Origin of the sequence: Streptomyces sp. NPDC004629, assembly GCF_042873595.1 — a bacterium.
In the GTDB taxonomy this organism is placed as follows: domain Bacteria; phylum Actinomycetota; class Actinomycetes; order Streptomycetales; family Streptomycetaceae; genus Streptomyces.
In genome coordinates this window covers 1-26333 of the sequence record NZ_JBIALO010000021.1, presented here as the reverse complement: position 1 = coordinate 26333, position 26333 = coordinate 1, and the positions used below count along the sequence as shown (strand labels likewise).

General features: G+C 70.8%; 23 protein-coding genes and 3 pseudogenes. 8 read left to right on the top strand and 18 right to left on the bottom strand.

Annotated features, from left to right (window positions below):
• Window positions 1-9: 9 nt before the first annotated feature.
• A complete protein-coding gene (locus tag ACFYTE_RS28355) occupies window positions 10-1467 on the bottom strand; it encodes a menaquinone biosynthesis decarboxylase (RefSeq protein WP_388716177.1) in 1458 nt (485 codons plus the stop codon).
• 89 nt (window positions 1468-1556) lie between these two features.
• Between ACFYTE_RS28355 and ACFYTE_RS28350 the strand changes: the two genes are divergently transcribed.
• Entirely contained in the window at window positions 1557-1946 is a 390-nt protein-coding gene (locus ACFYTE_RS28350; protein ID WP_388716174.1) for a PLD nuclease N-terminal domain-containing protein, read from the top strand.
• 564 nt (window positions 1947-2510) lie between these two features.
• Here ACFYTE_RS28350 and ACFYTE_RS28345 read toward each other — a convergent pair.
• The gene (locus ACFYTE_RS28345; RefSeq protein WP_388716171.1) at window positions 2511-3278 is read right to left on the bottom strand and encodes a CDP-alcohol phosphatidyltransferase family protein; all 768 of its coding nucleotides are present in this window, start codon (window positions 3276-3278) and stop codon (window positions 2511-2513) included.
• 240 nt (window positions 3279-3518) lie between these two features.
• Here ACFYTE_RS28345 and ACFYTE_RS28340 point away from each other — a divergent pair.
• Window positions 3519-3746 (top strand): annotated as a pseudogene (locus ACFYTE_RS28340) (nucleoside deaminase); the annotation flags it as partial.
• 6 nt (window positions 3747-3752) lie between these two features.
• Window positions 3753-4020: pseudogene (locus ACFYTE_RS28335) on the top strand (isopenicillin N synthase family oxygenase); the annotation flags it as partial.
• A 62-nt stretch (window positions 4021-4082) separates the two neighbouring features.
• Here the strand turns inward: ACFYTE_RS28335 and ACFYTE_RS28330 are convergent.
• From ACFYTE_RS28330 to hemL, 8 genes are all read right to left on the bottom strand, one after another.
• Window positions 4083-4487 (bottom strand): SRPBCC domain-containing protein, encoded by a 405-nt coding sequence (locus ACFYTE_RS28330; RefSeq protein ID WP_388716169.1) that lies wholly within the window; start codon window positions 4485-4487, stop codon window positions 4083-4085.
• A 40-nt stretch (window positions 4488-4527) separates the two neighbouring features.
• The gene (ccsB, locus tag ACFYTE_RS28325) at window positions 4528-5628 is read right to left on the bottom strand and encodes a c-type cytochrome biogenesis protein CcsB (protein WP_388716166.1); all 1101 of its coding nucleotides are present in this window, start codon (window positions 5626-5628) and stop codon (window positions 4528-4530) included.
• Window positions 5625-7355 carry a cytochrome c biogenesis protein ResB gene (locus ACFYTE_RS28320; RefSeq protein WP_388716163.1) on the bottom strand — a complete coding sequence of 577 codons (1731 nt, stop codon included), beginning with the start codon at window positions 7353-7355 and terminating at the stop codon, window positions 5625-5627. Before ACFYTE_RS28320 ends, ccsB begins: the two co-directional genes overlap by 4 nt.
• Window positions 7356-7358: 3 nt before the next feature.
• On the bottom strand, window positions 7359-8132 hold the full coding sequence (locus ACFYTE_RS28315; protein ID WP_388716160.1) for a cytochrome c biogenesis CcdA family protein: 774 nt from the start codon (window positions 8130-8132) through the stop codon (window positions 7359-7361).
• 1 nt (window position 8133) lies between these two features.
• Entirely contained in the window at window positions 8134-8724 is a 591-nt protein-coding gene (locus ACFYTE_RS28310) for a TlpA family protein disulfide reductase (protein ID WP_388716158.1), read from the bottom strand.
• Between the two features lie 66 nt (window positions 8725-8790).
• Window positions 8791-10092, bottom strand: coding sequence for a hypothetical protein (locus ACFYTE_RS28305; protein WP_388716157.1), 1302 nt, complete (start codon window positions 10090-10092; stop codon window positions 8791-8793).
• 942 nt (window positions 10093-11034) lie between these two features.
• Window positions 11035-11718, bottom strand: a complete 684-nt coding sequence (locus ACFYTE_RS28300) for a histidine phosphatase family protein (protein WP_388716154.1) — start codon at window positions 11716-11718, stop codon at window positions 11035-11037.
• Window positions 11715-13046, bottom strand: a complete 1332-nt coding sequence (gene hemL / locus ACFYTE_RS28295; protein ID WP_388716151.1) for a glutamate-1-semialdehyde 2,1-aminomutase — start codon at window positions 13044-13046, stop codon at window positions 11715-11717. Before hemL ends, ACFYTE_RS28300 begins: the two co-directional genes overlap by 4 nt.
• A gap of 559 nt (window positions 13047-13605) precedes the next feature.
• Between hemL and ACFYTE_RS28290 the strand changes: the two genes are divergently transcribed.
• Window positions 13606-14043, top strand: a complete 438-nt coding sequence (locus tag ACFYTE_RS28290; protein ID WP_003974483.1) for a hypothetical protein — start codon at window positions 13606-13608, stop codon at window positions 14041-14043.
• 120 nt (window positions 14044-14163) lie between these two features.
• Here the strand turns inward: ACFYTE_RS28290 and ACFYTE_RS28285 are convergent, their stop codons facing one another.
• Window positions 14164-14994 carry a M55 family metallopeptidase gene (locus ACFYTE_RS28285; RefSeq protein ID WP_388716147.1) on the bottom strand — a complete coding sequence of 277 codons (831 nt, stop codon included), beginning with the start codon at window positions 14992-14994 and terminating at the stop codon, window positions 14164-14166.
• Window positions 14995-15076: 82 nt separating this feature from the next.
• Here ACFYTE_RS28285 and ACFYTE_RS28280 point away from each other — a divergent pair, with 82 nt between their 5' ends.
• Together ACFYTE_RS28280 and ACFYTE_RS28275 are read left to right on the top strand one after the other, a co-directional pair.
• The gene (locus ACFYTE_RS28280; RefSeq protein WP_388716144.1) at window positions 15077-15388 is read left to right on the top strand and encodes a hypothetical protein; all 312 of its coding nucleotides are present in this window, start codon (window positions 15077-15079) and stop codon (window positions 15386-15388) included.
• A 110-nt stretch (window positions 15389-15498) separates the two neighbouring features.
• Window positions 15499-17277, top strand: a complete 1779-nt coding sequence (locus tag ACFYTE_RS28275; protein WP_388716141.1) for a phosphatidylglycerol lysyltransferase domain-containing protein — start codon at window positions 15499-15501, stop codon at window positions 17275-17277.
• A 419-nt stretch (window positions 17278-17696) separates the two neighbouring features.
• Here ACFYTE_RS28275 and ACFYTE_RS28270 read toward each other — a convergent pair whose 3' ends face one another.
• The 4 genes from ACFYTE_RS28270 to ACFYTE_RS28255 all read right to left on the bottom strand — a co-directional run bounded on the left by ACFYTE_RS28270 (window position 17697) and on the right by ACFYTE_RS28255 (window position 21860).
• Window positions 17697-19175, bottom strand: coding sequence for an ATP-binding protein (locus ACFYTE_RS28270; protein WP_388716138.1), 1479 nt, complete (start codon window positions 19173-19175; stop codon window positions 17697-17699).
• On the bottom strand, window positions 19176-19916 hold the full coding sequence (locus ACFYTE_RS28265; RefSeq protein WP_388716135.1) for a response regulator transcription factor: 741 nt from the start codon (window positions 19914-19916) through the stop codon (window positions 19176-19178).
• Window positions 19917-20067: 151 nt separating this feature from the next.
• Window positions 20068-20778 (bottom strand): FMN reductase, encoded by a 711-nt coding sequence (locus ACFYTE_RS28260; protein WP_388716133.1) that lies wholly within the window; start codon window positions 20776-20778, stop codon window positions 20068-20070.
• Window positions 20775-21860 (bottom strand): LLM class flavin-dependent oxidoreductase, encoded by a 1086-nt coding sequence (locus ACFYTE_RS28255; RefSeq protein WP_388716130.1) that lies wholly within the window; start codon window positions 21858-21860, stop codon window positions 20775-20777. Before ACFYTE_RS28255 ends, ACFYTE_RS28260 begins: the two co-directional genes overlap by 4 nt.
• A 105-nt stretch (window positions 21861-21965) precedes the next feature.
• On the opposite strand from ACFYTE_RS28255, the gene ACFYTE_RS28250 reads away from it, so the two are divergent.
• Window positions 21966-22769 carry a DUF6597 domain-containing transcriptional factor gene (locus tag ACFYTE_RS28250; protein ID WP_388716127.1) on the top strand — a complete coding sequence of 268 codons (804 nt, stop codon included), beginning with the start codon at window positions 21966-21968 and terminating at the stop codon, window positions 22767-22769.
• Between the two features lie 168 nt (window positions 22770-22937).
• Window positions 22938-23189 carry a hypothetical protein gene (locus tag ACFYTE_RS28245; protein WP_388716124.1) on the top strand — a complete coding sequence of 84 codons (252 nt, stop codon included), beginning with the start codon at window positions 22938-22940 and terminating at the stop codon, window positions 23187-23189.
• Between the two features lie 16 nt (window positions 23190-23205).
• On the opposite strand, the gene ACFYTE_RS28240 is transcribed toward ACFYTE_RS28245, so the two are convergent.
• From ACFYTE_RS28240 to ACFYTE_RS28230, 3 genes and pseudogenes are all read right to left on the bottom strand, one after another.
• Entirely contained in the window at window positions 23206-24822 is a 1617-nt protein-coding gene (locus ACFYTE_RS28240) for a protein kinase (RefSeq protein ID WP_388716492.1), read from the bottom strand.
• Between the two features lie 81 nt (window positions 24823-24903).
• Window positions 24904-25095 carry a hypothetical protein gene (locus ACFYTE_RS28235; protein WP_388716121.1) on the bottom strand — a complete coding sequence of 64 codons (192 nt, stop codon included), beginning with the start codon at window positions 25093-25095 and terminating at the stop codon, window positions 24904-24906.
• Window positions 25096-25104: 9 nt separating this feature from the next.
• Window positions 25105-25954: pseudogene (locus tag ACFYTE_RS28230) on the bottom strand (helix-turn-helix domain-containing protein).
• Between the last annotated feature and the right edge of the window lie 379 nt (window positions 25955-26333).

Sequence of the window (26333 nt, the reverse complement as noted above, 5' to 3'; positions counted from 1 at the left end):
CGGTGCCCTTCACAGTCCGTACTCCTTCCAGCGGCGGTCCACCAGGGTCGCCGTATCGGGGTCCGACAGGACCATGTCCGGCCAGCCCCCGTCCCTCGTGTAACCCTCCTCGGGCCACTTCCGCGTCGCGTCGATGCCCGCCTTGCCGCCCCAGAACTGCTGGTAGGAGGCGTGGTCGAGGTGGTCGACGGGGCCCTCCACGACGGTCAGGTCGCGGGCGTAGTCCGTGTTGCCGAGGGCCCGCCAGGCGACCTCGTGCAGATCGTGCACGTCGCAGTCCGCGTCGACGACCACGATCAGCTTCGTCAGGGACATCATGTGCGCGCCCCACACCGCGTGCATCACCTTCTGGGCGTGCTTCGGATACTTCTTGTCGATCGACACGATCGCGCAGTTGTGGAAGCCGCCCGCCTCGGGCAGGTGGTAGTCCACGATGTCCGGCACGATGATCTTCAGCAGCGGCAGGAAGAAGCGCTCGGTCGCCCGGCCGAGGGGCCCGTCCTCCGTCGGGGGGCGGCCCACGACGATCGACTGGAGCAGTGGCCGCCTGCGCATCGTGACGCAGTCGATGGTGAGCGCCGGGAAGGGCTCCTGGGGTGTGTAGAAACCGGTGTGGTCGCCGAAGGGGCCCTCCGGCAGCATCTCGCCGGGCTCCAGCCATCCCTCCAGGACGACCTCCGCGCCCGCCGGCACCTGCAACGGCACGGTCTTGCAGTCGACCATCTCGATCCGTTTGCCGGCGATGAACCCGGCGAAGAGGTACTCGTCGATGTCACCGGGCAGCGGGGCGGTGGACGCGTAGGTCACGGCGGGCGGACAGCCGAAGGCGATGGCGACCGGCAGCCGTTCGCCCCTGCGGGCGGCCACCTGGTAGTGGTTCCGGCTGTCCTTGTGGATCTGCCAGTGCATGCCGATGGTGCGCCGGTCGTGGCGCTGGAGGCGGTACAGGCCGAGGTTGCGGATCCCGGTCTCCGGCTCCTTGGTGTGGGTGAGCCCCAGATTGAAGAAGGAACCGCCGTCCTTGGGCCAGGTGAACAGCGCGGGCAGCGCGTGCAGGTCGACGTCGTCGCCGTGCAGGACGACCTCCTGCACGGGTGCGTTGTCCGACTTGACCTTCTTCGGCGGTACGTGGGTCATCGCGCCCAGCTTCCCGAAGGCCTCGCGCACGCCGACGAAGCCGTGCGGCAGCTCGGGGCGGAGCAGTCCGCCGATCCTGTCGGAGATGTCGCCGTACGACTTCAGGCCCAGGGACTTCAGCAGCCGCCGGTCGGTGCCGAAGACGTTCATGGCCAGCGGCATGCTCGCTCCGCGCACGTTCTCGAAGAGCAGGGCCGGGCCGCCGGACTTCTGCACCCGGTCGACGATCTCCCCGACCTCCAGATGGGGATCGACCTCGGCCTTGATGCGCTTGAGGTCGCCCTCGCGCTCCAGAGCCCTGAGCAAGGAGCGAAGATCGTCGTAAGCCATGGGGTCCAGTATCCCCGAGCGGCTACCCTGGCCCCGTCACGGGGGGCCGGTGCGGAACCCCTCCATCGTTTTCAGAGGACTTCCTTCACATGCTCAGGCTGCTGATGTACCTCGTGCCGCTGGCACTGACGATCTTCGCGCTGATCGATTGCCTGAACACGCCCGAGGACGAGGCGCGGCACCTTCCCAAGATCGCCTGGGTCTTCATCATCCTGCTCTTCTGGATCGTCGGCCCGATCGTCTGGCTGGCCGCTGGCAAGGTCCGCCAGCCGCCCGTGAGCGGCCGCACCCCGTCCGAGTGGCACCGCAACCACCGGTTCGAGCAGGTCGCTCCGGACGACAACCCCGAGTTCCTGAAGTCCCTCTCGGAGGAGAACAAGCGGGACGAGCAGCTCCTGAAGAACTGGGAGGCCGACCTGCGCCGCCGCGAGGAGGAACTCCGCCGCAAGGAGAACGGCGAGGAGCCCCAGGGCAACTGACCGGACACCGGCACGCCGGTCCCCGACGGATCGCCGCGGCGCCGTCAACGGGGGCACGCCGCGGTATGCGAACGGCGCTTGCGTCGCCGGGATGAACTCCCTTACGGCAACGGCCGGGTGAACCACACCCGGCGTCCGCTGCTGACGCACCGGGGTGCCGACGGCGGGGCGGGGCCGTGGACGTTCCGGCGTGCTCGCCCTCTTGGGAGTGGCGCTGCGGGCGAGGCGCCGGGGCCCTCTCCGGACCGCCCCGAAAGCCGCACACCGGAGAACTCACGGCACTACTCGCCGTCCACACGTCCGCCCTCCCCGCCCGCGAGGACACCGACCCGCTCGCGCCGGCGCCGAGGACCGTGCGCGCCCTGCACGCGTACGCGACGTCCGTCCGATCCGCACCCTGCGCCACCCTCACCAGGTCCCAGATCCCGCCCGGTCCTCGACCAACTGCACGGCCGGACGCTCAGGCTCCCCCGGAGGGGGCTCGCGGCTTCGGCCCGGCTGCGCGCGTACCGACTCGGCTGTCTCAATGGGCCCGGCAGTCGACAGGCCGGACCCCCGGCGGGCTCAGCGCAGGCGGGAGGACGACAGGATGGACAGGAGGTGGGCCGGGACCATCACCCAGGTGATCACGGCCAGCACGCCGAGCGCCCAGCGCGTGGGGTCGATCCCGCCGGTCACGGCGTCCGCGACGGCCGCGGCCAGCAGCACCAGCGACGCCTCGATGCCGTTCGTCACCCGGTGGATCTTGAACGCCGCCGCCAGCCGCCGCACGGTGGCCACGCCCTGGGAGCGGGGCCGGGTCGACTCGTCGTCGGCGACGCCGAGCCCGCGGCGGGCACGTGCCACGTCCACCAGGTCGGTGGACGCCTTCAGCAGGACGACGCCGAGCGCCGTGGCGATCCCGACCGACAGCCAGCCGCCGAAGCCGTTCTCGGCGGCCCGGAACCCGGCGCCCGCCAGCAGCGCGGCGTCCGCAAGGTAGGCGCCCAGCCGGTCGACGTAGATGCCGGTGGCGCTGTTCTGTCCCTTCCAGCGGGCGACCTCGCCGTCCACGCAGTCGAAGAGCAGGAAGAACTGCATCAGGATCACCGCCAGCACGGCCCCGGCCAGGCCGGGTATCAGCAGCGCGGCGCCCGCCGCGACCCCGCAGCCGACCATGGTCCAGGTCAGCTGGTCCGGCGTGATGCGCGTGCGCACCAGCTGGCGGGTGAACCGCAGCGAGACCCGCCGCATGTACAGCCGCCCGGCCCAGTGCTCGCCGTTGCGGCTCGCCAGCTTGGCCTGCGGCTGGCAGACCTCTCGCAGCTCCTCCAGAACCGGAGCAGCAACCATGACCGTTCCTCCCACCCGGGGCCCAACTGCCGCTCGTGCGGCGGCGATCGGGCCAGCGTACAGAGTGCGTTTCCGTACGCTTCACCGAGGCGACCCCGGGAGGTCGGGCCTCGGTAACCCCGGTCCGCAGCCCGATGGCACCTCCGGCCCACAGCCGGGCGAAATGCCGGTACCGGCGGGCCCCCGGCGGGTAGTTTCCGCGCGCCGGCCCGGAGTTGGCGCCGAATGAAGAGTGGACGCATGGCCCACACGAAGCACCCACACCGGGAACGAACCCACGCCCGGCAGGCCACCGCCGTCGCCGAGGCCCGCGCCGGGCTCGCCGAGGGCGGCATCCCGATCGGCGCCGCCCCCTACGGCCCCTGCGGCACCCTCCTCGGCCGCGGCCACAACCCCCGCGTCCAGGACGACGACCCGTCGATGCACGCGGAGACGGCCGCCTTCCGCGCAGGTGTACACGGACGAAGCCGGGCGGACGCCCTCTGTGATCCCGCCGCGGTCACCATCGACATCGGTGATCTGATGGCCCGGTGGACCGGCGACCGGTGGCGGTCGGGGCGGCACCGGGTGCTGCCGCCGCCCGCGGACGCGTCGGTCCAGGAGCTGATGTCGCTCGTCCGCTTCGGTGGGTGCGCCCCGGGCATGCTGGTGGAGTCGGTGCCCGCGCCCGTGGGATGGCGGGCGTACCCGCGGGGCGACTCGCATGTATCTGCGGGAGAAGCTCGGCTCGATCACGGTCGAGGGAGCGGAACCGCACGCCGGATCGGACCGCGGGCGCGCGCCGTTCCGGGCGGGCTGCCCGCGCTAGGGGGCCGACTCCACGCGCTCGATCAATCGTTCGAGACGGGCCCGCCAGCGCGCCTCCGACTCCCCCTCGCCCCGGAACTCGTGGGTGAAGCGGAGCACGGTCCCGCCGGACTCGCCACGCTCCAGGTGGAACCTGAGCCGGCCGCCGCGCTCCAGCGTGTACTCCGCAACCCGGTCCACATCCCATGCGGTCACCCGCCCGGTCCCCAGCTCACGCAGGGCGACCACGCCGCCGAGCCGGGGTTCGAGGACGTCGGCGGCGGTGAGCCAGCCCGCGAGGCCGTCGGGTGTGGTCAGCGCGGGCCAGACCGCCTCCATGGGCCTCGGCAGGCGCACCAGGAAGTGGAGCAGGTGCGCGTTCCCGCGGGTCCGGCTGCCGGCCTGTTCGATGGATCCGGACATGCCACCAGCCTGGACCGGAGCGGAGCGTTCCGCACCCGGGTCAGACGCCCGCGTACGAGTGCTTGCCGCTCACGAAGATGTTCACGCCGTAGTAGTTGAACAGCCAGCAGCCGAACGCGATCAGCGCGAGGTAGGCGGCCTTGCGGCCCTTCCAGCCGGCGGTGGCGCGGGCGTGCAGATAGCCGGCGTAGGCGACCCAGGTGATGAAGGACCAGGTCTCCTTGGGGTCCCAGTTCCAGTAGCGGCCCCAGGCGTCGCCCGCCCAGATCGCGCCCGCGATGATCGTGAACGTCCACAGCGGGAAGACGGCCGCGTTGACCCGGTAGGCGAACTTGTCGAGCGAGGAGGAGGCGGGCAGCCGCTCCAGCACCGAGGTGGCGAACTTGCCGGGCCGGCCGCCGCTCTGGAGCTTGGTCTCGTAGGAGTCCTTGAACAGATAGAGGATCGTGGCGACCGCGCCGACGTAGAACACCGCACCGCAGAAGATCGCGGTGGAGACGTGGATGTACAGCCAGTACGAGTGCAGGGCGGGAACCAACTGGTCGCTGGCGGTGTACAAGACAGTGACAGCGAGGCCGAGGTCGAGGAGGACCGTGGTGGTGAGGAACAGCCCCAGCCAGCGGACGTTCTTCTTCAGCGCCAGCAGCGTGAGGTACACGCCGACGGCGACCGTGGAGAAGGTGATGTTGAACTCGTACATGTTGCCCCACGGCGCCCGCTCCACGGAGGCCGCGCGGGCGATGACCCCGCCCAGTTCCACCAGGAAGGCGAGCACGGTGAGCGAGACGGCGATACGCCCGTAGAGGTCACCCTGTTGGTCACCGCCGTGAGCGCCGGGGCCGTCCGGCACGTCCCGGGCACCGGCCGCCGCCCGGACGACGACCTTGGGCCGCTCCAGCACGGTGGTACCGCCGGCGCTCTTCACGGTGACGGCGGGTGCGGCCGCCTTCTTCGGTACGCCGGCGGTCAGCGCGGCGGCCGTACGGCCGACCTTGCTGCGGCTGCCGAGCAGCCATTCCGCGATGTACGCGAAGAAGGCCAGCGTGTAGACGGCCATCGACGAATAGATCAGGGTGTTGCTGACGCTCGCGAGATGTTCGTTGGTCGCGGCGGCGAGATCGATTGCGGCGGCGGAGGTCACTGCTTCTCAGCCCCTTCGGCGGGTACGGCTGGGGAGTCGGCGGATGGTGAGGTTTCGTCGTCGGGGTCGGGCGCCCCGGGCGCGTGATCGTAGAGGGCACCGGCGAGGTCGCCCAGTTCCTCGGGGACCTTGGCGGACTCGCTGCGGCCGAGGCCGGCCATCTCCACCACGGTGACGCCGTCGGGGCCGGGCACGGCGCGCACCCAGACGCGGCGGCGCTGGATGAACAGGGACGCGGCGAGGCCGAGGATCGCGGCGATGGCCGCGCCGAGCGCCCAGCCGGCGCCTCTTTCCTGGACGATCTCGAAGCCGGCCCACTCCTTGATCTCCTTGTTGAAGGTGATCGAGCCGGCGCCGCCCGGGAGCGTCATGGTCTGCCCCGGCGTGAGCTGCTTCTTCAGCAGCTTGCCCTGGGAGTCCTTGAACTCCTTCATATGGCTCTTGTCGAGCTGGTACACGCTCTGCGGCAGCCCGGAGTCGACGCCCAGGTCGCCGTGGTAGGCGTTCAGCGCCAGCATCGGGCTGAACAGCGCCGGGAACTGGGAGAGCATCGTGCTGCCCTTGCCGCCGTAGGTCGGCAGGAAGAAAGCCTGGAAGCCGAGTTGTTCGCTGACGCCCTGGGGGTTCTTGTAGCCGTCCATGACCTTGACCACACCGGAGGAGGTGACGTTGCCGTCCAGCGGCAGAAGGGGGACCGCGTCATCGAAGACGACCTTGCCGTTGCCGTCGCGGACGGTGATGACCGGCGCATAGCCGTGGCTGACGAGGTAGACCTTGGCGCCGTCGATCTCCAGCGGCTTGTTGACCTTGACGGTCGCCGGGGTCTCCTTGCCGTAGGCGCCCTTGCTGTAGGTGATCTTGGCCTGGTAGGTGCGGGGGGTGCCGCGGTTCGGGCCGGTCAGCTCGTATGTGCCCTTGAAGTCCTTCAGGTCGAAGCTGAACGGCACCAGGTCGTCGTTGGTGAACAGGCTGCCGGACTTGAAGTCGTCGTACTGCAGGATCGAGTTGGCGAACCCGTCGCCCTCGACGACCAGCTTGGTGCCGTCCGACTTGTACAACTGGCCCGAGGCGAAGGCGACCAGCATCACGATCAGCGCGATATGGAAGGCCAGGTTGCCCACTTCACGGAGGTAGCCCTTCTCGGCGGCGATCGCGTCCCCGGCGAGATGGGCGCGGAAGCGGCGCTTCTTCAGCAGCGCGAGCGCGACCCGGCGGACCTCCTCGGGCTCGGCCGTCGTGCGCCAGGTGGTGTAGGCGGGCAGCCGGGTCAGCCGCTTGGGCGCGCCCGGCGGACGGCTGCGCAACTGGCCCACGAACTGCCAGGTGCGGGGCACGATGCAGCCGATGAGGGAGACGAACAGCAGGATGTAGATCGCGGAGAACCACACCGAGCTGTAGACGTGGAACAGGCCGAGCTTGTCGTAGATCGGCGCGAGCGTCGAGTGGGCCTTGCGGAAGTCGTCGACCTTGGTGACGTCGATGCCGGTCTGCGGGATCAGCGAGCCGGGGATCGCGGCGAGCGACAGCAGCAGGAGCAGCAGCAGCGCGACCCGCATGGAGGTGAGCTGCCGCCAGAACCAGCGGGCCCAGCCGATGACGCCGAGCGCGGGCATGCTCACCGGCTCTTCGCGCGGGGCGGTGGACAGTCGGGAGCCGGCGTCCCCGAGTCCCTGCTCCTCGGTTGCGTCCGGGGAGTTGCCGGGCCCGGTCTTCGAAGTCGTGCTCATCGATCAGATCCCCACAGTGAAGCCGTTGGACCAGGTCTGCATCTCCTGCACCAGACTGTCCCAGGCGCCGGTCAGCAGGAGGACACCGGTGACGATCATCATGGTGCCGCCGATGCGCATCACCCAGACATAGTGGCGCTTGACCCAGCCGAAGGCACCGAGGGCCTTGCGGAAGGCCAGGGCGGCGAGCACGAACGGCACGCCGAGCCCGACGCAGTAGGCGACCGTCAGCAGGGCGCCACGGCCGGCGCTGGCCTGGTTCATGGCGAGTCCCTGCACGGAGGCCAGCGTCGGGCCGATGCAGGGCGTCCAGCCGATCCCGAACAGCGCGCCGAGCAGCGGCGCCCCGATCAGTCCCGCGCTCGGCCGCTGGTGGAAGCGGAACTCACGCTGGGTGAGCCATGGCATCAGCCCCATGAAGAACACACCCATGACGACCATGAGCACGCCCAGCACCTTGGTCAGGACGTCCTGGTGGTCCAGCAGGGTCGAACCGAAGTAGCCGAACAGGGCGCCACCGGAGACGAACACGACGGTGAAGCCGAGGACGAACAGGGAGGCGCCCGTGACCATCCGCCCGCGCCGGGCATCCGCCAGATCGGTGCCGGCGACGCCGGTGACATAGGAGAGATAGCCGGGGACGAGCGGCAGGACACACGGGGAGAAGAAGGAGACGAGACCGCCGACGACCGCGATCGGCAGCGCGATGAGCAGGGCGCCACTGAAGACGGTCTCGTTATGGCCCGTCTGCTCGGCGAGCGTCAGAAGTGCACTCACGTCACTTCTCCGCGAGGACCGGCTTGATCATCTTGACCAGGTTCTCCTCGCTGAGTGCCTGCAGGGCACGCGCGGCGATCTTCCCGTCCCGGTCGATGACGAGCGTGGAGGGGATCAGCTGCGGATTGAGGGTGCCCTTCTTGAACCGGAGCATGAGCTTGCCCGTCGGGTCGTACAGGCTGGGGTAGGTGATCCCCTGCTCCTTCTCGAAGGCGAGTGCGGAGGTGGTGCTGCCGTCCCGGGTGTTGATGCCGACGAACTGGACGCCCTTGCCGGTGTACTCCTTGGAGACCTTGGCGAAGTACTTGCCCTCGGCGCGGCACGGACCGCACCACGAACCCCACACGTTGACGACGACGACATCGCCCTTGTAGTCGGCGATGTCGAGCGTCTTGCCGTCGACCGTCTTCCCGGACAGGTCGGGCGCCGTGTCCCGCGAGCCCTTCGCGACCGTGTCGATGCCGTTGTTCCCGGTGATGAAGTTGGTGTTGCCGCCGCCCCCGGAAATACCGCCGGAGCCGCACGCGGACAGGGTCAGGGCCGCCGCGGCGGCCACGGCGCTGAACAGGACGGCGCGGCTGCGGGTACTCATGTGAAAAGTTTCGCATGCCCGTTCCGGGGATCTTGCGCACCCCCCTTGCGGGCGGAAACCCCCATTTCAGGCGGCGTTCGCGGGGGTCTCGGCACCCTCGGAGAGGAACGTCTTCCACCCATCGGTCGGGCGCTGTCCGACGTCCAGCGTGCGGAGCCTGTCGAGCGTCTCCGGGCGCTGCGCGTCGAGCCAGTCGACGAACTGCCGGAAGGAGACCAGCCGCACGTCGGCGCCCTTGTCCTTCTCCCGCGCGATGTGCTCGAACGCTTCCTGGACGGCGTCCATGTAGATGCCGCCGTTCCACTGCTCGAAGTGGTTGCCTATGAAGAAGGGTGCCCTATTTGTCTCGTACGCCCGGTTGAATCCCGTTATGTAAGCCTGTGCCGACTGCCGTCGCCAGCCCGGGTAGTTGTACGCGGGCGCCTTGGTCGAGTTGACCGACTGGTTGGCGAGCATGTTGTAGTCCATGGACAGGACCTCGAAGGAACGCCCGGGGAACGGTATCTGCTGCAACGGCAGGTCCCACACGCCGAGCTTCTTGCGGGGCCACACCTGGCGGCCGCCGGGCGAGGAGGCGTCATAGCGCCAGCCCAGCTCGCGGGCGGTCGGCAGCAGGTTGTCCTGACCGAGCAGGCACGGCGTACGGCCGCCGACGAGTTCCTTGTCGTAGTCGAAGGGCAGCGCGGGCAGATCACTCCAGCCGCTGTTGGTCCGCCACTGCTTCACGAACGACGTGGCCTGCTCGATCTCGCTGCGCCACTGCCCCGGGGTCCAGTTGCCGACGGTGCCGTACCCGGAGCAGAAGTGGCCGTTGAAGTGGGTGCCGATCTCGTGGCCCTCCAGCCAGGCACGGCGGATGTTCGTCAGCGTGGCCCTGATGTGCTCGTCGGTGAGGTAGCCGATGTCGGAGGCGCCGCGCCGGTTGTTCGGCGGGTCGTACAGGCGCTTCTTCGACTCGGGCAGCAGATACAGCCCGGAGAGGAAGAAGGTCATGCTCGCGCCGTGCTCCTTGGCCAGGTCGAGGAAGCGCGGGAAGAGGCCGTTGCCGACCTCGCCCGCCCCGTCCCAGGAGAAGACCACGAACTGGGGCGGCACCTGGCCGGGCTCCAGTGGTTCGGGCGGGCCGGGCTGGTGCGGCTGCTTGCCCGTGAAGGACGTGGAGCCGTCGCCGATGGGCCGCGCGGCCGGGGCATCGGCCTTGCCGCTCCCGTGCGCCCTGTCGCTGCCGCGCCGGTCCTCCCCGCCCCCACCGGAACCGGACGCGTGCCCTCCGCCGTCATGAGACTTGAGAGTGCCGCATCCCGCGAGTCCGGCGGCCGTGGCGCCCACGCCGAGGCCGAGTACTCCCCTCCGGGAGAAGGTGCGCATGAATTCCCCGATTCGTCACGTCCTGCTGCTGGTCACCCCGTCAGAGGGCACGACGAACGAGGAGGTTCCAATCATTCACCCATATTTACCTACCAACCCCCCAAACGTGCCGCACACCACATCACGGAGACGAGCGCCGTGGAGGGGCGCCGTGGTGGCAGCACCTTGAACGTGCGCGGCGGGCGAGCACCGCGGGGCCACCTTGGACAAGAGCCGAGGGGACACCTTGGGCGAGCGCAGTGCGCGGGGCCGCCCGCCAAGGCGGCGCCGCGCGTCCAGTCGGGCCCGCGCGTCAGTCGGGCCCGGGTGCCCAAACGGAGCCGGGTGCTCAGACGGAGCCGGGTGCCGGGTCGGAGCCAGGTGCCGTGTGCGGAGCCCTGCGCAGAGGACGAAGTGGAACCGGGTGCCGAGGGCGGAGGCCCCACACCGAGGGCCGAACCACGCACCCGGGCGGGACCGGATGCCGGGTCGGAGCGAGGTGCCGGAGCAGAACCGGGAGCCGTGGGCGGAGCCGGACACCGAAACGGAGCCACGCGCCGAGGGCGTAACCCCGCGCCGGTGGCCGAACCGCGCGGCGGGGCGGAGCCGGGCGCCGGGCGGCTTCGCCCTCACGCGACGCCCGTGCCGAGGTCCGCGGCGCGCCGGCAGGCTTCTCGCCTGCGGTTCAGGCTCCGCAGGCGCGGCGGCACACAGACTCCGCAGCCCCGCGGGCCTGTCCACCCAGGCGCGTAGACACTCAGGCCCCACAGCCCGCAGGGGCGTCAAGGCTCAGGCCTCCACAGCCCGCAGGCGCGGCGACGCCCGGGCCCCACAGCCCGCAGGCGCGGCGGCGCTCCCGCTGTGTAGGGGCCTCTCCGCTCAGGCGCCGCAGAGCCCGGTGGGACTGGCGGCGCTGACGTTTGCGAGACCACGGGGCCTGTCGCCGCTGAGGCCCCGCAGGGTTCAGGCTCCGTAGGCCTTGCCCTGTCCCTTCCTCGGCTTGGCGCCGGCGCGCAGGTGGGGCGGGACGAGGTCGCGGGCGGGCTCGGTGTAGCCGACCGAGACGATCCGGTCGCCCTGGTAGGTGAAGGTCGTCAGCGAGGCGAGCGTGCACTGCCGCTTGCGCGGGTCGTGCCACAGCCGCCGCCCTTCGACGTACGACCGCACGATCCAGATCGGCAGCTGATGGCTGACCAGCACCGCCTCGTGCCCGCGCGCCCGGTCCCGGGCCGCGTCCAGCGCGCCCTTCATCCGGACCACCTGGTCGATGTACGGCTCACCCCAGGACGGCCTGAACGGGTTGACGAGGTGCTTCCAGTTGCCCGGCTTGCGCAGCGCCCCGTCGCCCACCCCGAACGTCTTGCCCTGGAAGGCGTTCGCGGCCTCGATGAGCCGTTCGTCGGTGTCGAGGCCCAGCCCGTGCGCCTTGGCGACCGGGGTCGCGGTCTCCTGCGCCCGCTCCAGCGGAGAGGCCGCGACGTACGTCACATCGCGGGACGAGAGGTGCTCGGCGACCCGGTCGGCCATCCGCCGCCCGAGGTCGGACAGGTGGTAGCCGGGCATCCGCCCGTAGAGGACCCCGTCCGGGTTGGCGACCTCGCCGTGCCGCATCAGATGGACGACCGTGATGTCCTTGCCGGTGCTCATGCGGTGGCCTCCGCGGCAGCTCGGGCCGCCGCCGGAAGGGCGTCGGCGATCTTCTGGACGGCCCGCTCGTCGTGGGCCGTGGACACGAACCAGGACTCGAAGGACGACGGCGGCAGATAGACGCCGTTCGCCAGCAGCGAGTGGAAGAAGGCGGTGAAGCGGAAGGACTCCTGCCGCTTGGCGTCCTCGTAGTCGCGCACCCGCCGGTCGGTGAAGAACACGGAGAACATGTTGGCGGCGGTCTGCACCTGGTGCGCGACGCCTTCCTTGGTCAGCGCCTCGCTGACGAGGGAGCGGATCTGCGCGGAGACGGCGTCGACCGTCTCGTACGCGGCGTCGTCCAGCAGCCGCAGCTGGGCGAGGCCCGCGGCGGTGGCGACCGGATTGCCGGAGAGCGTGCCCGCCTGGTAGACCGGCCCGGCCGGGGCGAGATGGGCCATGACGTCCGCGCGACCGCCGAAGGCCGCCGCCGGGAACCCGCCGCCCATCACCTTGCCGAAGGTCATCAGGTCCGGCTTGACGCCCTCGATCCCGTACCAGCCGCTCCTGCTGGTACGGAAACCGGTCATGACCTCGTCGGAGATGAACAGGGCGCCGTTCTTGGCGCACGCGTCCTTCAGTCCCTGGTTGAAGCCGGGCTCGGGCGGCACGACGCCCATGTTGCCGGGCGAGGCCTCGGTGATCACACAGGCGATCTCGCCGGGGTGCCGGTGGAAGGCCTCCTGCACGGCCTCCAGGTCGTTGTACGGCAGCACGATGGTGTCGCCGGCCTGGGCGCCGGTGACCCCAGGGGTGTCGGGCAGCGCGAAGGTGGCGACGCCCGACCCGGCGGCGGCGAGCAGCGAGTCGACGTGGCCGTGGTAGCAGCCGGCGAACTTGATCACCTTGGACCGCTGGGTGAACCCGCGCGCGAGCCGGATCGCCGACATGGTCGCCTCGGTCCCGCTGGACACCAGCCGCACCTGCTCGACCGGCTCGACCCGGGCGACGATCTCCTCGGCGAGGGCCACCTCGCCCTCCCCCGGCGTACCGAAGGACGTGCCGCGCGCGACGGCCTCCTGGACGGCGGCGATCACCTCGGGGTGCGAGTGCCCGAGGATCATCGGGCCCCAGGAGCACACGAGGTCGACGTACTCCCGCCCGTCGGCGTCGGTCAGATAGGGGCCGGATCCGGACACCATGAACCGGGGCGTGCCGCCCACGGCGCGGAAGGCGCGCACCGGCGAGTTCACGCCGCCCGGGGTGACGGCGGACGCGCGGTCGAACAGTGCCTGCGAGACGGGCGCTTCATAGGGGTAGGGCGCACCTGAAGGGGACGATTCACTCATGACCTGCGACTTCTCCGACCTCTCCGACCTTCTCCGACCTTCTCCGAGGTTCTCGGCGATTCTCGGACTCCGGGTTGCGTAATGACCTCCTCAGGGTAGGCCGCCGCCGTCCCGGCTCTCGCAAACACGTGGTCCGACGCCCGCCATCTGCGAGACTGTGGCCCGAGACGACCTGATACACAGAGCGAAACCACAGAAGGACACCAGTTCATACGGCACACGGTGATCAGCAGCCAGGATCCTGCGGACTGATGTTTCAACGCACGTTTCGGCGGGCGGCCGTGGGGGAGGTCACTGACACGATGATCGGGTTGCGCGGCGGGGGCCACGCGTCCTAGAAAAGCAGTCGGGTGGAGATATGCATCGCGGTGGCGGACTGGGCGAGGGGACTGATGATCTGGGTCCTCGACGAGCCCGGCGGGGAAGGCACCGGCGCGACGCGGAGGAGACGACCGAAGCACGTCAGGCACAGGGTGTACCGGGAGAGCCCGAGCGGCCCGACCGGCGGACCGACCGCCGGGTCGACCGCCTCCGGGCGGGGAACAGAAATGGTGGTCGGGTGGGGGTGACGTACAAATACTTCGGCGCGCCCGACGGCGCGACCGCGGCCCGTGTCCCGATCTCGATGCGTCCCGAGGAACTCGGCGGCGACGAGCTGGGCATGAACGGCATGTTCACCAAGATCAAGCCGGAGACGATGGCCGCGATGGTGCTGACCGGCATCGAGGGCGTGCCCCTGCACAAGGTGCCGCCGCTCGAACTGGTGGTCCTGCACCCCGACTACGCGGTGGTCAAGCTGCCGATGACGGTGGTCGACCCGCTCCGCGGCATCGGCGAGGAAGCGGTGGGCGCGGCGGCGTTCATCTGGTCCACGGTCCCGGACCGCGGCGGCCCGCGGGACGCGTTCAACGTGTACCAACTCCTGCACGAATGGCAGGACTTCAGCCATCGCCTGCACGAGGCGGGCCATCAGCCGTACTGCCTGGTGTGGCCCTGAACCACCGCTCTGTTCCACGGCGGGCCACACCTGCCACGCCTGCCTGACCGCGGCTGCCCCCGCGAAATCCCTTTCACAGGGCGTGTGTTCGCCTTGGCGGTGCGCCGCGGGCGACTCGGTTCAGCAGTACGGTGGTTGGTTGGTCATGGATGATGCCACCCGCATCCAGATGCCGAACTGGCGGTACAGGGCGGGCAGTTGGCCACGGGTCTGGACGGTGCGGCTGTCGGTGGTGGTGACTCCGGGGATGCCCGGCAGGGTGGCGGCCACCGAGGACGACTGCCAGCGGACCGTGAGGGTGACGTCGTCCGTGGCGGCGGGCGGGCGCGGCGGCGCGGGCGCGAGCGCCGCGGCGACCGTGTCCTCGATCGCCTGCCGTGCCTCCGCCGCGGGGCGCAGTTCCGCCGAGAAGCGGTCGTGCGCATACTTCACGGGGACCGTGGCGATCCGCTCGTCCCACGCCGTGGCCTCCGCGCAGGCCGCGTCGTCCCCGGTGAGAACGGCCACGGGAACACCGAGGGCCGCCGCGGTGGCCTGGGCCAGGCCGATCTCGCCCACGGGGCTGCCGTCCAGCCAGATGTCCTCGATCTCGTGTCCCATGAAGCTGTGGCTCAGTACGCCGAGGGCGCCCGCCCGGGAGTGGTAGCCGACGCAGATCATCGCGTCGTGCGCGGCGGTGAGCCCTTCCAGCATGCCCATCTGCTTCGGCCTGCCCCGGACCAGCCGGGCCGCCGGGTGCAGCGACTCGGGCAGCAGATTGCGCATGGGGCCGTGGGCATCGTTGACCAGGACGTCGGTGGCGCCGGCCGCGAGGGCGCCCCGTACGGCGGCGTTGACGTCCTCGGCCATCATCGACCGGCCGCGTTCGTAGTCCCGGCCGCCGGGCTGGACGTCGTCGCGGTCGACGAGCCCGGTGATGCCTTCCATGTCGGCGCTCAGATAGATCCGCACGGAGCCAAGCCTAGGCCCGAACGACCCTACGTGATGTAGGTTCCCAGCTGTCCAAGGGCCGTACGACTCGTTCCACGGGGGCATGATGCAGGGCACGAACGCGGACATGAACGCGGACATGAACGCACAGGGGGCACCGAGTCCCGGGGCGGGCGTGCGGGCGACAGGCGGTCTTGTGCCCACCGTCGCCGTGCTCGTCGTGAGCCTCGCCATCGCCGCCGTGGGGGTGTACGAGCTGTGCGGCTTCGGGCTGCACAGCCTGGAACGACGGCCGCACCTGTTCAGCGACGGGCTGGCCACCGCGGGCGTGATCGTCGCCGTGGTGGCGGCCGGAGCGGCGGTGGGCAACCTGGCCTGGCATCTGACGGCGGCGCGCCGCGGTACGGACACATAGACGCACGGCGGCGGTACGGCGGATTCTGACGCACCGCTCACCCGCCTCTTACCCTACGAACTGTAGGGTCGAGGGCGCCCCGCCCCCCGTCCCCAAGGTGTCCGGTCACCATGTCCGCACAGCAGTCGACGCTGACTCCCCCGCTCCCCGTTCGGCCGGGCCGCCACCGGATCGCCGTGCCCGCCCGGCTGCGGGCGCGGGCCGCCGGAGCGACCGTCTGGTACCTGCGGCTGCTCGCCGTGCTCAACATCGTCGCGGTCGTCTCGCTGCCGTTCCGCGAGGAGGTGCACGAGCACAACGCGGGCGAGTTCTTCACGCCGTACCTGGCCACCGCGGGCCTGGTCTCGGCGGCGCTCGCGCTGTTCCTCGCGGTGGTGATGCGCCGCCGCAAGCGCGCGGCCTGGGTCTTCAACCTGCTCCTGGCCGGGCCCCTGTGCTGCCTCTACGCGTTCGCGCTCACCACCGACGCCTACGGCAGGCACCTGTTCAACTGGCTCTCCGCCGCGCTCACCGGCCTGTTCGTGGCCGCGCTGCTGGCCGGCCGGCGCGAGTTCGACGCCGTCGGCGACCGCTCGAACCCGCGGCTCGCGCTGGCCGTCGGCGCGGGCGGCATCCTGGTCAGCGGCACCCTCGGCACGCTGCTGGTGAGCGCGACCAACACCCGGCCCGGAGCGGGCCTCCAGGACCGGATCGCGTACACGCTGCTGCGCGGCGTCAGCGTCGGCCCGCTCGCCGACCGGATCGACTCGGTGAACGCGCCCCGCTGGGTCGACGTCATCGTCAACACCCTGATCGCCGCGACGTTCCTGCTCGTCCTGTACGCCTGCTTCCGCGCCCCGCGCGGGCAGGCGCTGCTCGGCGCGCGGGACGAGGAGCGGCTGCGGGCGCTGCTGGAACGACACGGCGAACGCGACTCCCTCGGCTACTTCGCGCTGCGCCGGGACAAGTCGGCCCTCTTCTCCCCGAGCGGCAAGGCGGCCGTCACCTATCGCGTGGTGGGCGGCGTGAGCCTGGCCTCCGGGGACCCGATCGGCGATCCGGAGGCCTGGCCCGGCGCCATCGACGCCTGGCTCGCCGAGGCGCGCCGGCACGCCTGGACGCCCGCGGTGATGGGCGCGAGCGAGGAGGCCGGCACGGTCTACGCCCGGCACGGCCTCGACGCCCTGGAGCTGGGCGACGAGGCCGTCGTGGAACTGGCCGACTTCACGCTGGAGGGGCGGGCGATGCGCGTCGTCCGGCAGGCGCACAACCGGGTCCGGCGGGCCGGGTACACGGTGCGGGTGCGCCGCCACGCGGACATCCCCGAGTCCGAGATGGCGCTGCTGGTCGACCGCGCCGACCACTGGCGCGACGGCGCCACCGAGCGCGGCTTCTCGATGGCGCTCGGCCGTCTCGGCGACCTTGCCGACGGGCGCTGCGTGATGCTGGAGTGCCGGGACGCGGCCGGGGAACCGCGGGCCCTGCTCAGTTTCGTCCCCTGGGGCGAGCACGGCCTGTCCCTGGACCTGATGCGCCGGGACCGGGCGTGCGAGAACGGGCTGATGGAGTACATGGTCGTGGAACTGCTGCTGTGCGCTGAGGAGTTGGGTGTGCGGCGGGTGTCGCTGAACTTCGCGATGTTCCGTTCCGTCTTCGAACGGGGCTCCCGGCTGGGCGCGGGCCCGGTGCTGCGGCTGTGGCGGTCGGTGCTCACGTTCTTCTCGCGCTGGTGGCAGATCGAGTCCCTGTACCGGGCGAACGCCAAGTACCGGCCCGTGTGGGAGCCCCGGTTCCTGCTGTTCGCCAAGAGCAGCGACATCCCGCGCATCGGGCTGGCCAGCGCCCGCGCGGAGGGCTTCCTCACCCGACCGTCCCTACCCCGCCGCGAACGCCCGCCCACAGCCCCCTGAACCCCACGACACCACCACCGCCCCGCCCCGCAGGACCCCTCGCTCACCCGAACCGCACGCCATCCGCCCCGCCCGCCGGTACGTCCCCCACCCCGGCGCCGACGGCCACCCGGCCACGGGGCCGCCTCGCCCCGCCATCCCGGCCCGAGCCACCCGCAGCCCCGCGTGAACCAGGCCCCACCTCCGGCACGGGCCCGCGCTCGCCCGGACCGTGCCCCACCCGGCCCGGCCACCCGTGCGTCCCTTACCTCGGCGCCGACGCCCACCCGCCGTACGTCCCGCACCCCGGGGACCGGCCGGTGCGGTCACCGATTCACGGCCGCCGCGCCGAACAGGCGCCCGCGCATTCCGGAAGATCCGCGCGCCCGGTCCCGGGATGCCGTCGTCTGGGTGTTGCTCGGGGCCGGACGAGGTGTCCGTCATGTGTGGTCATGTGTGTCCCCCGTGAGCCCCCCGCCCACCGTGAACCCGATCACCGAGCCGCCGCCCTCCCGGCGCAGGGCGAACGGCGCGCCGCCGTGTGCCATGGCCACCTCCCGCACGATGGACAGGCCGAGACCGGAGCCGGGCAGGGAGCGGGCGTCGGCGGCGCGGTAGAAGCGGTCGAAGATGCGGATCAGGTCGCCGTCGGCGATGCCGGGCCCGCGGTCGAGGACCTCGACGCGGACCGGTCCGGCGGTTCCGGCACCCGCACGGGCGAGGCCGTGGCCCCTCAAAAGCGCCGGGCCGGTGACCCGGACCTCGATGGGCGATCCGCTGTCCCGGTCGAACTTGGTGGCGTTCTCGACCAGGTTGGAGATCGCGCGCTGGAGCATGGCGGGCCGCCCATGCGTGCCGGTGTCCCCGGCGGCCCGCAGCACGATGTCCCGGCCGGTGCGGCGGCGCGCGAGGCCCACCACGTCCTCGGCGATGTCCGCGAGGTCGACCCGCTGCGGCGGCTCGGTGTCGGACTGCCCGGCGGCCAGGTCGACGAGTTCGTTGACGAGGTCGGTCAACTCACGGGCCTCCTGGGTGAGATCGGCGACGAGTTCGTCGCGGGTGGCGGGCGGCAGCTCGTCGATGCGGCGCAGCAGGGAGATGTTGGTCCGCAGGGAGGTGAGCGGGGTGCGCAGTTCGTGGCCCGCGTCCTGGACCAGCCGGCGCTGGTCCTCCTCCGACTGGGCGAGGCGCCCCAGCATGCGGTCGAACGCCCGGCCCAGGCGCCCCACTTCGTCGAGACCGGCGACGGGCACCTCGATGCCCAGCCGGCGGGTGCGGGCGACGTCCTCGGCGGCGGTGGTGAGCAGGACCAGGCGCCGGGTGATGCGGCGGGCCAGCCACCAGCCGAACAGTCCGGCGGCGACCACGACCGCGGCCATCAGGATCAGCGTGCGCTGCTGGAGCGCCCGCAGCAGGTCCTCGGTGTCGCTGAACTCCTGCGCGACCTGTACCGCGCCCCGTCCGTCGCCGAGCGCGACGGTGGCGATCCGGAACAGGTCCTCGCCGACCCGGACGTCCGTGTACTGGACGGTCTTCCCGGCCTCCTTGGCGGTGGCGACCGCCCGGTCCTTGGCGGTGACGGGCAGGCCGGGGCTGCCGTGGTCGGCGATCTGCCCCTGGGCGCCGAGTACTTGGACGTCGGTGCGGCTGGGCCGTACCACGTCGTGTCCGGGCCGGGTGGAGCTGAAGTCGCCGGGGACCATCTCCTGCTGCCGCACCTCGGCCTGCACATCCTGCACGACCTGGGTGAACACGGACTGCTGGTCCACCCGGACCAGCCGGGCCGCGGCACCGTAGGACAGGATGCCGACGAGGATCGTGACGGCGGCGGTGACGGCCGCGAAGGACAGGGCGAAGGTGGTGCGCAACGAGACCAGCTTGTGCCTGCGCACGGCCGGCAGCCGCCGCAGGCGGCCCACTCAGTCCTCCCGCAGCACGTAACCCACGCCCCGCACGGTGTGGATCAGCTGCGGTGCGCCGGGCTCGTCGAGCTTGCGGCGCAGGTAGCCGACGTAGACGGCGAGGTTCTTGGAACCGGGTCCGAAGTCATAGCCCCAGATGCGGTCGTAGATGGTGGAGTGGTCGAGCACGATGCCGGCGTTGCGGACCAGCAGCTCCAGCAGCTCGAACTCGGTGCGGGTCAGCTCCAGCTCCCGCTTGCCGCGCCAGGCCCGGCGCGCCTGGAGGTCCATGCGCAGCCCGGCGGCCTCCACCTGGCGGTCGTTGACCTGGGTGTCGCGGACCGGTTCGGTGCCGCCGCCGTTCCCGCCGCCGTTGCCGCCCGCGGTGACCGAGGTGGTGCGGCGCAGCAGGGCGCGCAGCCGGGCGAAGACCTCCTCGACGTCGAACGGCTTGACGACGTAGTCGTCGGCGCCGGCGTCGAGGCCGGCGATCCGGTCGGCGGTCTCGACCAGCGCGGTGAGCATCAGGATCGGGGTGCGGTCGCCCTCGGCGCGCAGCACCCGGCACACCTGGAGCCCGTCGATGCCCGGCATCATCACGTCGAGGAGGAGGACGTCCGGCGGCGTGCGGTGGGCGTGCGCCAGCGCCTCCACCCCGTCGGCGACCGCCGTCACCTCATAGCCCTCCAGGGTCAGGGCACGCTCCAGGGCGTGACGGATGGCGCGGTCGTCTTCGGCGAGCAGCACAGTCTGGGGCACGCCCCCAGTCTGCCAAGGCCACCGCCGGTTCGACCGTGTCGAACGGGCCTACGACCACCCTTTTTACCTGGCTCTCACCGTCCCGGACGCAACCGGAGGCCGGGGCCCACCGTCTTCTCACCGTCGGCCGTGACATGCCGCCGAACGGCCGTCAGGCGGCGCCGAGCCGCGCCAACTGCTCCTCGAAGGGCACCACTCGCGCTGCGTCCGCGGCATCCGCCACCCGGCTCCCGACGCCCGCGCCCCTCGCGACGCCCGCCTCGCTCCCGGTGGCCGGCCGGCTGTCGGCGCCCGCCTCGCTCCCCGCGCCCGTCTCCTTCCCGGCACCCGCCTCGGCCCCGCCGCTCGCCGTCAGGCCGGTCATCAGCGCGGCCAGCTCCGCCGCCGCCCGGTCGATCCGCTCCGCAAGCCCCTGCGCGCCCCAGTCCTCCGAGGCGGCGTACACGGCGGTGGGTACGACCACCGCCCTGAGGTAGGCGAAGAGCGGGCGCAGGGCGTGCTCCAGGACCAGGGAGTGCCGGGCCGTACCGCCGGTCGCGGCGATCAGCACCGGCTTGCCGGCCAGCGCGTCCTTGTCGAGCACGTCGAAGAAGGACTTGAACAGGCCGCTGTATGAGGCCGTGAACACCGGGGTGACGACGATCAGCCCGTCCGCCCGTGCGACCGCGTCCAGCGCGCCGGACAGGGCACGGGCCGGGAAGCCGTTGGTGAGGTTGTGCGCGATCTCCACGGCGAGTTCGCGCACCTCGACGACCTGGACGTCGGCCGGGGCGTGCCGGCCGGTGGCCGCGGCCAGCCGGTCGGCGAGCAGCCGGGTGGAGGACGGGACGCTCAGTCCCGCCGAGACGACGACGAGCTTCATGCGACGGCCACCTCCTGGGCGGCGAGCAGGGACGCGTGGGTGGGGGCTTCGGGCACGTCGGCCGGGCGGCCCTTGGCGAACTCCTCGCGCAGCACCGGTACGACCTCCTCGCCGAGCAGGTCGAGCTGTTCGAGCACCGTCTTCAGCGGCAGTCCGGCGTGGTCCATCAGGAACAGCTGGCGCTGGTAGTCGCCGGCGTACTCGCGGAAGGACAGCGTCTTCTCGATGACCTGCTGCGGGGAGCCGACGGTCAGCGGGGTCTGGTCGGTGAAGTCCTCCAGGGAGGGGCCGTGCCCGTAGACCGGCGCGTTGTCGAAGTAGGGGCGGAACTCGCGCACCGCGTCCTGCGAGTTCTTCCGCATGAACACCTGGCCGCCGAGCCCGACGATCGCCTGCTCGGGCGTGCCGTGCCCGTAGTGCGCGTACCGGGTCCGGTACAGCTCGACCATCCGCTTGGTGTGGTCGGCCGGCCAGAAGATGTTGTTGTGGAAGAAGCCGTCGCCGTAGTAGGCGGCCTGCTCGGCGATCTCCGGGGAGCGGATGGAGCCGTGCCAGACGAACGGCGGCACGCCGTCCAGCGGGCGGGGTGTGGCGGTGAAGCCCTGGAGCGAGGAGCGGAACTTGCCCTCCCAGTTCACCACGTCCTCGCGCCACAGCCGGTGCAGCAGGGCGTAGTTCTCGATGGTCAGGTTGATGCCCTCGCGGATGTCCTGGCCGAACCAGGGGTAGACCGGTCCGGTGTTGCCGCGGCCCATCATCAGGTCGACCCGGCCGTCGGCCAGGTGCTGGAGCATCGCGAAGTCCTCCGCGATCTTCACCGGGTCGTTGGTGGTGATCAGGGTGGTGGACGTGGACAGGATCAGCCGCTCGGTGCGCGCGGCGATGTAGCCGAGCATCGTGGTCGGCGAGGACGGCACGAACGGCGGGTTGTGGTGCTCGCCGGTCGCGAAGACGTCAAGGCCGACCTCCTCGGCCTTCAGCGCGATGGCGACCATGGCCTTGATGCGCTCGCGCTCGGTCGGCGTACGGCCCGTAGTGGGGTCCGCCGTGACGTCGCCGACGCTGAAGATCCCGAACTGCATGGTCGCTCATCCTCCAAGTTGTTGACGGTTCAACTATGCCCGTCCAACGGTGGGCCGCCACTCCCTATTCCGCCGCTTGTCGGTGCCCCGTCCTACGATCGCAGCATGGCCGCCGCACGCCGTGACACCCGGGGCATCGTCGATGCCGCGGACCTCTTCGCGCACGTGGACTTCCGCCGCCGGGAGCCCGCCGTACCGCTGCGCCCGTACCTGGAGCACTACTGGCTGATCGACTGGGACCTCGGCCGGCCGTACGCCTCGCACGTCGTCCCGCACCCCTCGGTGAACATCGTCTTCCAGCGCTTGTCCGGTCAGGAGCCGTTCGCGGAGGTCGCCGGCGTCGGGCTCGGGCTGTTCACCCAGAAACTCCAGGGACGGGGCCGGGTCTGCGGGATCCAGTTCCGGCCCGGCGGCTTCCGGCCCTTCGCGCCGGACCGCCCGGTGGCCGAGTGGACGGGCCGCCGCGTCCGCTTCCCCGGCATCTGGCCGGACGCCGACGTGCGGGCCGTACTCGGCCCGGACGACGAGGACGTACGCGTCGCCGCCCTGGACGCGTTCCTGCTCTCCCTCGGCCCCCGGCCCGATCCGCAGGCCGACCTCGCGACGGCCCTGGTGGACCGCATCCGCACGGACCGCTCGATCCGCCGCGTCACGGACTTCGCCCGCACGGAGGGCCTGTCCGTACGGCTGCTGCAACGGCTCTTCGCCGGGTACGTCGGGGTCGGACCGAAGTGGGTCATCCTGCGCTACCGCATCCACGAGGCGCTGGAGCGCGCCGAGACCGGGCACGCGGTGGACTGGGCGGCCCTGGCCGCCGACCTCGGGTACGCGGACCAGGCCCACCTGATCCGCGACTTCACCGCCACGGTAGGAGTACCTCCGGCGGCCTACGCGGCGGGCGCCCGCTGACGGATTGCCCGAAGACGGGGGCGCCCTTGCATCGTGGCCCGTTCATGCAGGGGATCGCCGAGCACTTCGGGCGCCAGCGGCCTCGGCCACGTAGAGGATTTCGATCCTGCCATAAGCGGCTGGGGGGTGGATTACTGTCTGCGAAGCGCGGTGTCCAACCATCGAGCCGTGGCCAGTTGCCCGGCCGGCTTGGTGGGCAGTCTGCCGGTGATCAGCAGGCGAGGGTTGCTCGTGCCACGGGCCGCAGCCCTGTTCCGGCCGACGGGGCCGGGAGCCCTTTCGGAGATGTGGGCGGATGCCGAATGGGACGATCGGCCGGTGACCGGCCAGTGGACAGCTCACTGGTTCCTCGCGGATGGCCGCAGCCTGTGGGATCTGGCACAGCGCATCCACAGCGAAGAAGGCGAGGACGGGGCATGACGGTACCGGTGGGACATCAATGGGGGCCTGATCCCCGCGGGCGGTGCAGCCGGGCGAGGAGGTCGGCGATTTCGCGGGTCTCTTCGTGGTCTTCGCCGAGGAGGACGCACATGTCCTCATGGAGGGCGTCGAGGACACCCTCGGCCTCGCTGCGGCGGCCCTCGGAGAAGAGGAGGACGCCGATGCTGCGGCGCAGGTCGAGAGCGGTCTCGGAGGCGTCTCCAGCCGTGTCGGACACGACCTCCAGGACTTCCTGGAACTCCCGCAGGGCAAGGGTGGCCTGGCCGAGGTTGGCCCGGCAGTGGGCGGCATGCCGACGGCACTCCAGCGCGTTGTCGCTGGACGGTCCCGTCGTACGGGCGTAGACGGTGGCCAGCGCGTCGAACTCCGGTAAGGCGCGCCGGAAGTCCTCGCCGGCCATGAGGACCGCCGCGCGCTGCCGCCGCAGGCCGAGCACCCGGGGGTTGTGCGCGCCGAGAGTGGTGGCCGCCGTGGCGATCGCCGCCTTGAGGACGTCCGCGGCCTGGGCGAACCGCCCGATCTCGGCTAGGTCCGCGGACTGGGCGTAGGCCTCCCGGATCGCGTCCCGCAGTGCGGTGTCGACGCGCGCCGGGACCGGTACGGGGGCCACCGGCTCGGGTGAGGGCGCAGGCCCCGTGGTCCGCCGCAGCGGTGCATTCGGCTGCCGGTAGATCACCGTCGGGTCGGGAACCGCGGCAGGGGAGCCGCCGTCGGTGAAGACCACGGGGTCGGCCGCCGAACCCGGTTGCGGCAGGTACGGTGACAGCCGCTCGTACACCGCGTACGCGTCGGCCGGACGCTGCTCGGGCGCCTTGGCCAGCAGGTCGAGGGTCAGTGCCTCCAGGTCCACCGGCACCTCGGGCCGCAGGGTGCGCAACGGCGTCGGCGGCACGTCCATGTGCTGGTGCATGAGCTGGTAGTCGTTGTCGCCGCTGAAGACCGTCTCACCGGCGAGGAGTTCGTGCAGCACGCAGCCGAGCGCGTAGAGGTCGCTCAGCGGTGTGATCTGCGCGCAGTCGATCTGCTCGGGCGGCATGTAGCGGCTGGTACCGATCCGGCTGCCGGTGGCCGTGAGGCGGGTGACGTCCGTGCGCAGTAGCTTCGCGATGCCGAAGTCCAGCACCTTGACTGTCCCGTCACCGGCGAGCAGGACGTTGTCCGGCTTCAGATCGCGGTGCACGACCGGGATGGCGTGGGCGTACGACAGGACCGTGCAGATCTGTGCGGCGATCGACGCGGCCCAGCTCACCGGGAGCCGCACTGCCGCTCCGTCCTCCGCGCCCGTGAGCACTCTGCGCAGGGAGATCCCGCGCACGTACTCCATCACCAGGTACAGCCGGTCATACGACGCCTCGTCCAACACCGCGTCGAACACCTGCGGCACCCCGTGATGGCCGATGCGTGCGGTGACGCGCGCCTCGCGCTCGAAGCGGCGGGTGAACTCCTCTGCCTGCGTGGGCGATGCGACGACGTCGGGCCGGATGAGCTTGACCGCGATCTCCCGGTCGAGAACGGCGTCGTAACCGCGCCAGACCGTGCCCATGCCGCCGGACTCGATCTCCTCGATCAGCTCATAACGGCCCTGCTCGCCGATTCTCCGTGCCTGCGCCACGCTTGCGCCCCCGCGGTCCTGATGCCTCGTCACCTGACAGCCGTACACGGTACCGACTGGCGGCGTCGGGCGCTGGTGGTCCTACAGCAGGTGGTCTGCTTTGCCAGCCTTGATGTCGGTGATGAGGGTACGCAGGGCTTCGAGGGAGTCGGTGAGGTAGTGGTCTTCTTGGCCGTTGACGGCTATGTAGCCGTTGCCGTCGGCGTCGATGCCGAGACGGAAGCAGTTGTTGCCTTCGGCGCAGTAGGGGGTTTCCCACGTAATGAGAGGCATGAGGGCTCCTTAGAGTTCGCGGGCGACAGTGTGGATGAGTTCCCGGGATTCTTCGGGGCTCAGAGAGTGTGCATCCATCCAGTCGAGGTGGGCACGGAATTTGGCGAGTTGGGCGTCGGCATGGAGGAACTCGGGGCCGTGCGTGGAATCCAACTGGACTGTGTCGAGCTGCGGCACGGGGCCTTCGGCATACAGGAGGGCGTGCCCCGCTCCAGGGAAGCCGTCGCAGCTGACAGGGATGATCCGCAGAGTGATGTTGTCGCGCTCGGACATGACCTGTAGGTGGTCGAGTTGGGCCTGAGTGACTTTGCGTCCACCGAACTGCATACGGAGGGCCGCCTCGTGAATGTATCCGATGTACGGCAGTGAGATCGGCTCATCCAGAACCTGCTGTCGATCCATGCGGTGCTTCACGCGCAACTCGACCTCAAAACGGGACATGCACGGCAGTCCGGAATTGAACACCGCGCGGGCGTACTCCTCGGTGTGCAAGAGGCCAGGCAGGTGGACGATCTGCCCGGTGAGCAGGCGTTTGGTACCACTCAAGCTCGGCGATGTCGAGCAGTCCAGACGGCAAGGTACCGCGGTACTGCTCCCACCAGCCGGGTTCCGTTTCGTTGGCCATGGCCGCCAAGGCGTCGACGTAAATCTGGTCAGAGCAGTCGTAGTTGCTGGCCAGCGTCCGCACTCGCTCCGGGCTCGTGATCCGAGTGCCTGCTTCCATGTTGGAGATCTTCGCGCGGTCCAGGCCCAGCAGGCCAGCCGCGTACTGCGTGCTTGCACCTGCCGCGACGCGGAGTTTGCGCAGTTCAGCGCCAAGTCGCTGTCGGCGTTCTGTGGGTGCACTTCGCATCGACATGCTGTCTCCTCTCTGCCTGGCTCCGCCAGTCTGCCGCGCTTCTCACCCTTGGTCCCCCTCCGTCATGGCAAATTGCCATCGAAGTTGTGGCGCCGTGCCACAGGACCCGCTAGCGTTTACGGCCTCGGGGAACATCGGTACAGCGGTTGGCGCTGAGATTGATCATGGGCGGCTAGCACATCGGCTGAGGGCTCCGCTGAGGTTCGCGGAAAGGCCGCCGGGCGGGTGCCGGGGCTGGCTACGGTCCGCTAGTGCCGGTGGAGTTTCTGACTGATGAGCAGGCGGTTATCTGGATCCTTCACGCTCGGCAGCCACGCTGAACTGGTCTTTTGTGTGGATGACAGTGTCAGCTACGTCTCCTTAGAGTTGCTCAGATGTC

What these genes read in the sequence shown, in the direction of transcription:
- ACFYTE_RS28260 (WP_388716133.1), bottom strand. Translation starts at nt 20,778, where the DNA reads ATGAAGCTCGTCGTCGTCTCGGCGGGACTGAGCGTCCCGTCCTCCACC.
- ACFYTE_RS28350 (WP_388716174.1), top strand. Translation starts at nt 1,557, where the DNA reads ATGCTCAGGCTGCTGATGTACCTCGTGCCGCTGGCACTGACGATCTTC.
- ACFYTE_RS28280 (WP_388716144.1), top strand. Translation starts at nt 15,077, where the DNA reads ATGATGCAGGGCACGAACGCGGACATGAACGCGGACATGAACGCACAG.
- ACFYTE_RS28300 (WP_388716154.1), bottom strand. Translation starts at nt 11,718, where the DNA reads ATGAGCACCGGCAAGGACATCACGGTCGTCCATCTGATGCGGCACGGC.
- ACFYTE_RS28355 (WP_388716177.1), bottom strand. Translation starts at nt 1,467, where the DNA reads ATGGCTTACGACGATCTTCGCTCCTTGCTCAGGGCTCTGGAGCGCGAG.
- ACFYTE_RS28305 (WP_388716157.1), bottom strand. Translation starts at nt 10,092, where the DNA reads ATGCGCACCTTCTCCCGGAGGGGAGTACTCGGCCTCGGCGTGGGCGCC.
- ACFYTE_RS28320 (WP_388716163.1), bottom strand. Translation starts at nt 7,355, where the DNA reads ATGAGCACGACTTCGAAGACCGGGCCCGGCAACTCCCCGGACGCAACC.
- ACFYTE_RS28330 (WP_388716169.1), bottom strand. Translation starts at nt 4,487, where the DNA reads ATGTCCGGATCCATCGAACAGGCCGGCAGCCGGACCCGCGGGAACGCG.
- ACFYTE_RS28345 (WP_388716171.1), bottom strand. Translation starts at nt 3,278, where the DNA reads ATGGTTGCTGCTCCGGTTCTGGAGGAGCTGCGAGAGGTCTGCCAGCCG.
- ACFYTE_RS28310 (WP_388716158.1), bottom strand. Translation starts at nt 8,724, where the DNA reads ATGAGTACCCGCAGCCGCGCCGTCCTGTTCAGCGCCGTGGCCGCCGCG.
- ACFYTE_RS28255 (WP_388716130.1), bottom strand. Translation starts at nt 21,860, where the DNA reads ATGCAGTTCGGGATCTTCAGCGTCGGCGACGTCACGGCGGACCCCACT.
- ACFYTE_RS28235 (WP_388716121.1), bottom strand. Translation starts at nt 25,095, where the DNA reads ATGCCTCTCATTACGTGGGAAACCCCCTACTGCGCCGAAGGCAACAAC.
- hemL (WP_388716151.1), bottom strand. Translation starts at nt 13,046, where the DNA reads ATGAGTGAATCGTCCCCTTCAGGTGCGCCCTACCCCTATGAAGCGCCC.
- ACFYTE_RS28250 (WP_388716127.1), top strand. Translation starts at nt 21,966, where the DNA reads ATGGCCGCCGCACGCCGTGACACCCGGGGCATCGTCGATGCCGCGGAC.
- ACFYTE_RS28275 (WP_388716141.1), top strand. Translation starts at nt 15,499, where the DNA reads ATGTCCGCACAGCAGTCGACGCTGACTCCCCCGCTCCCCGTTCGGCCG.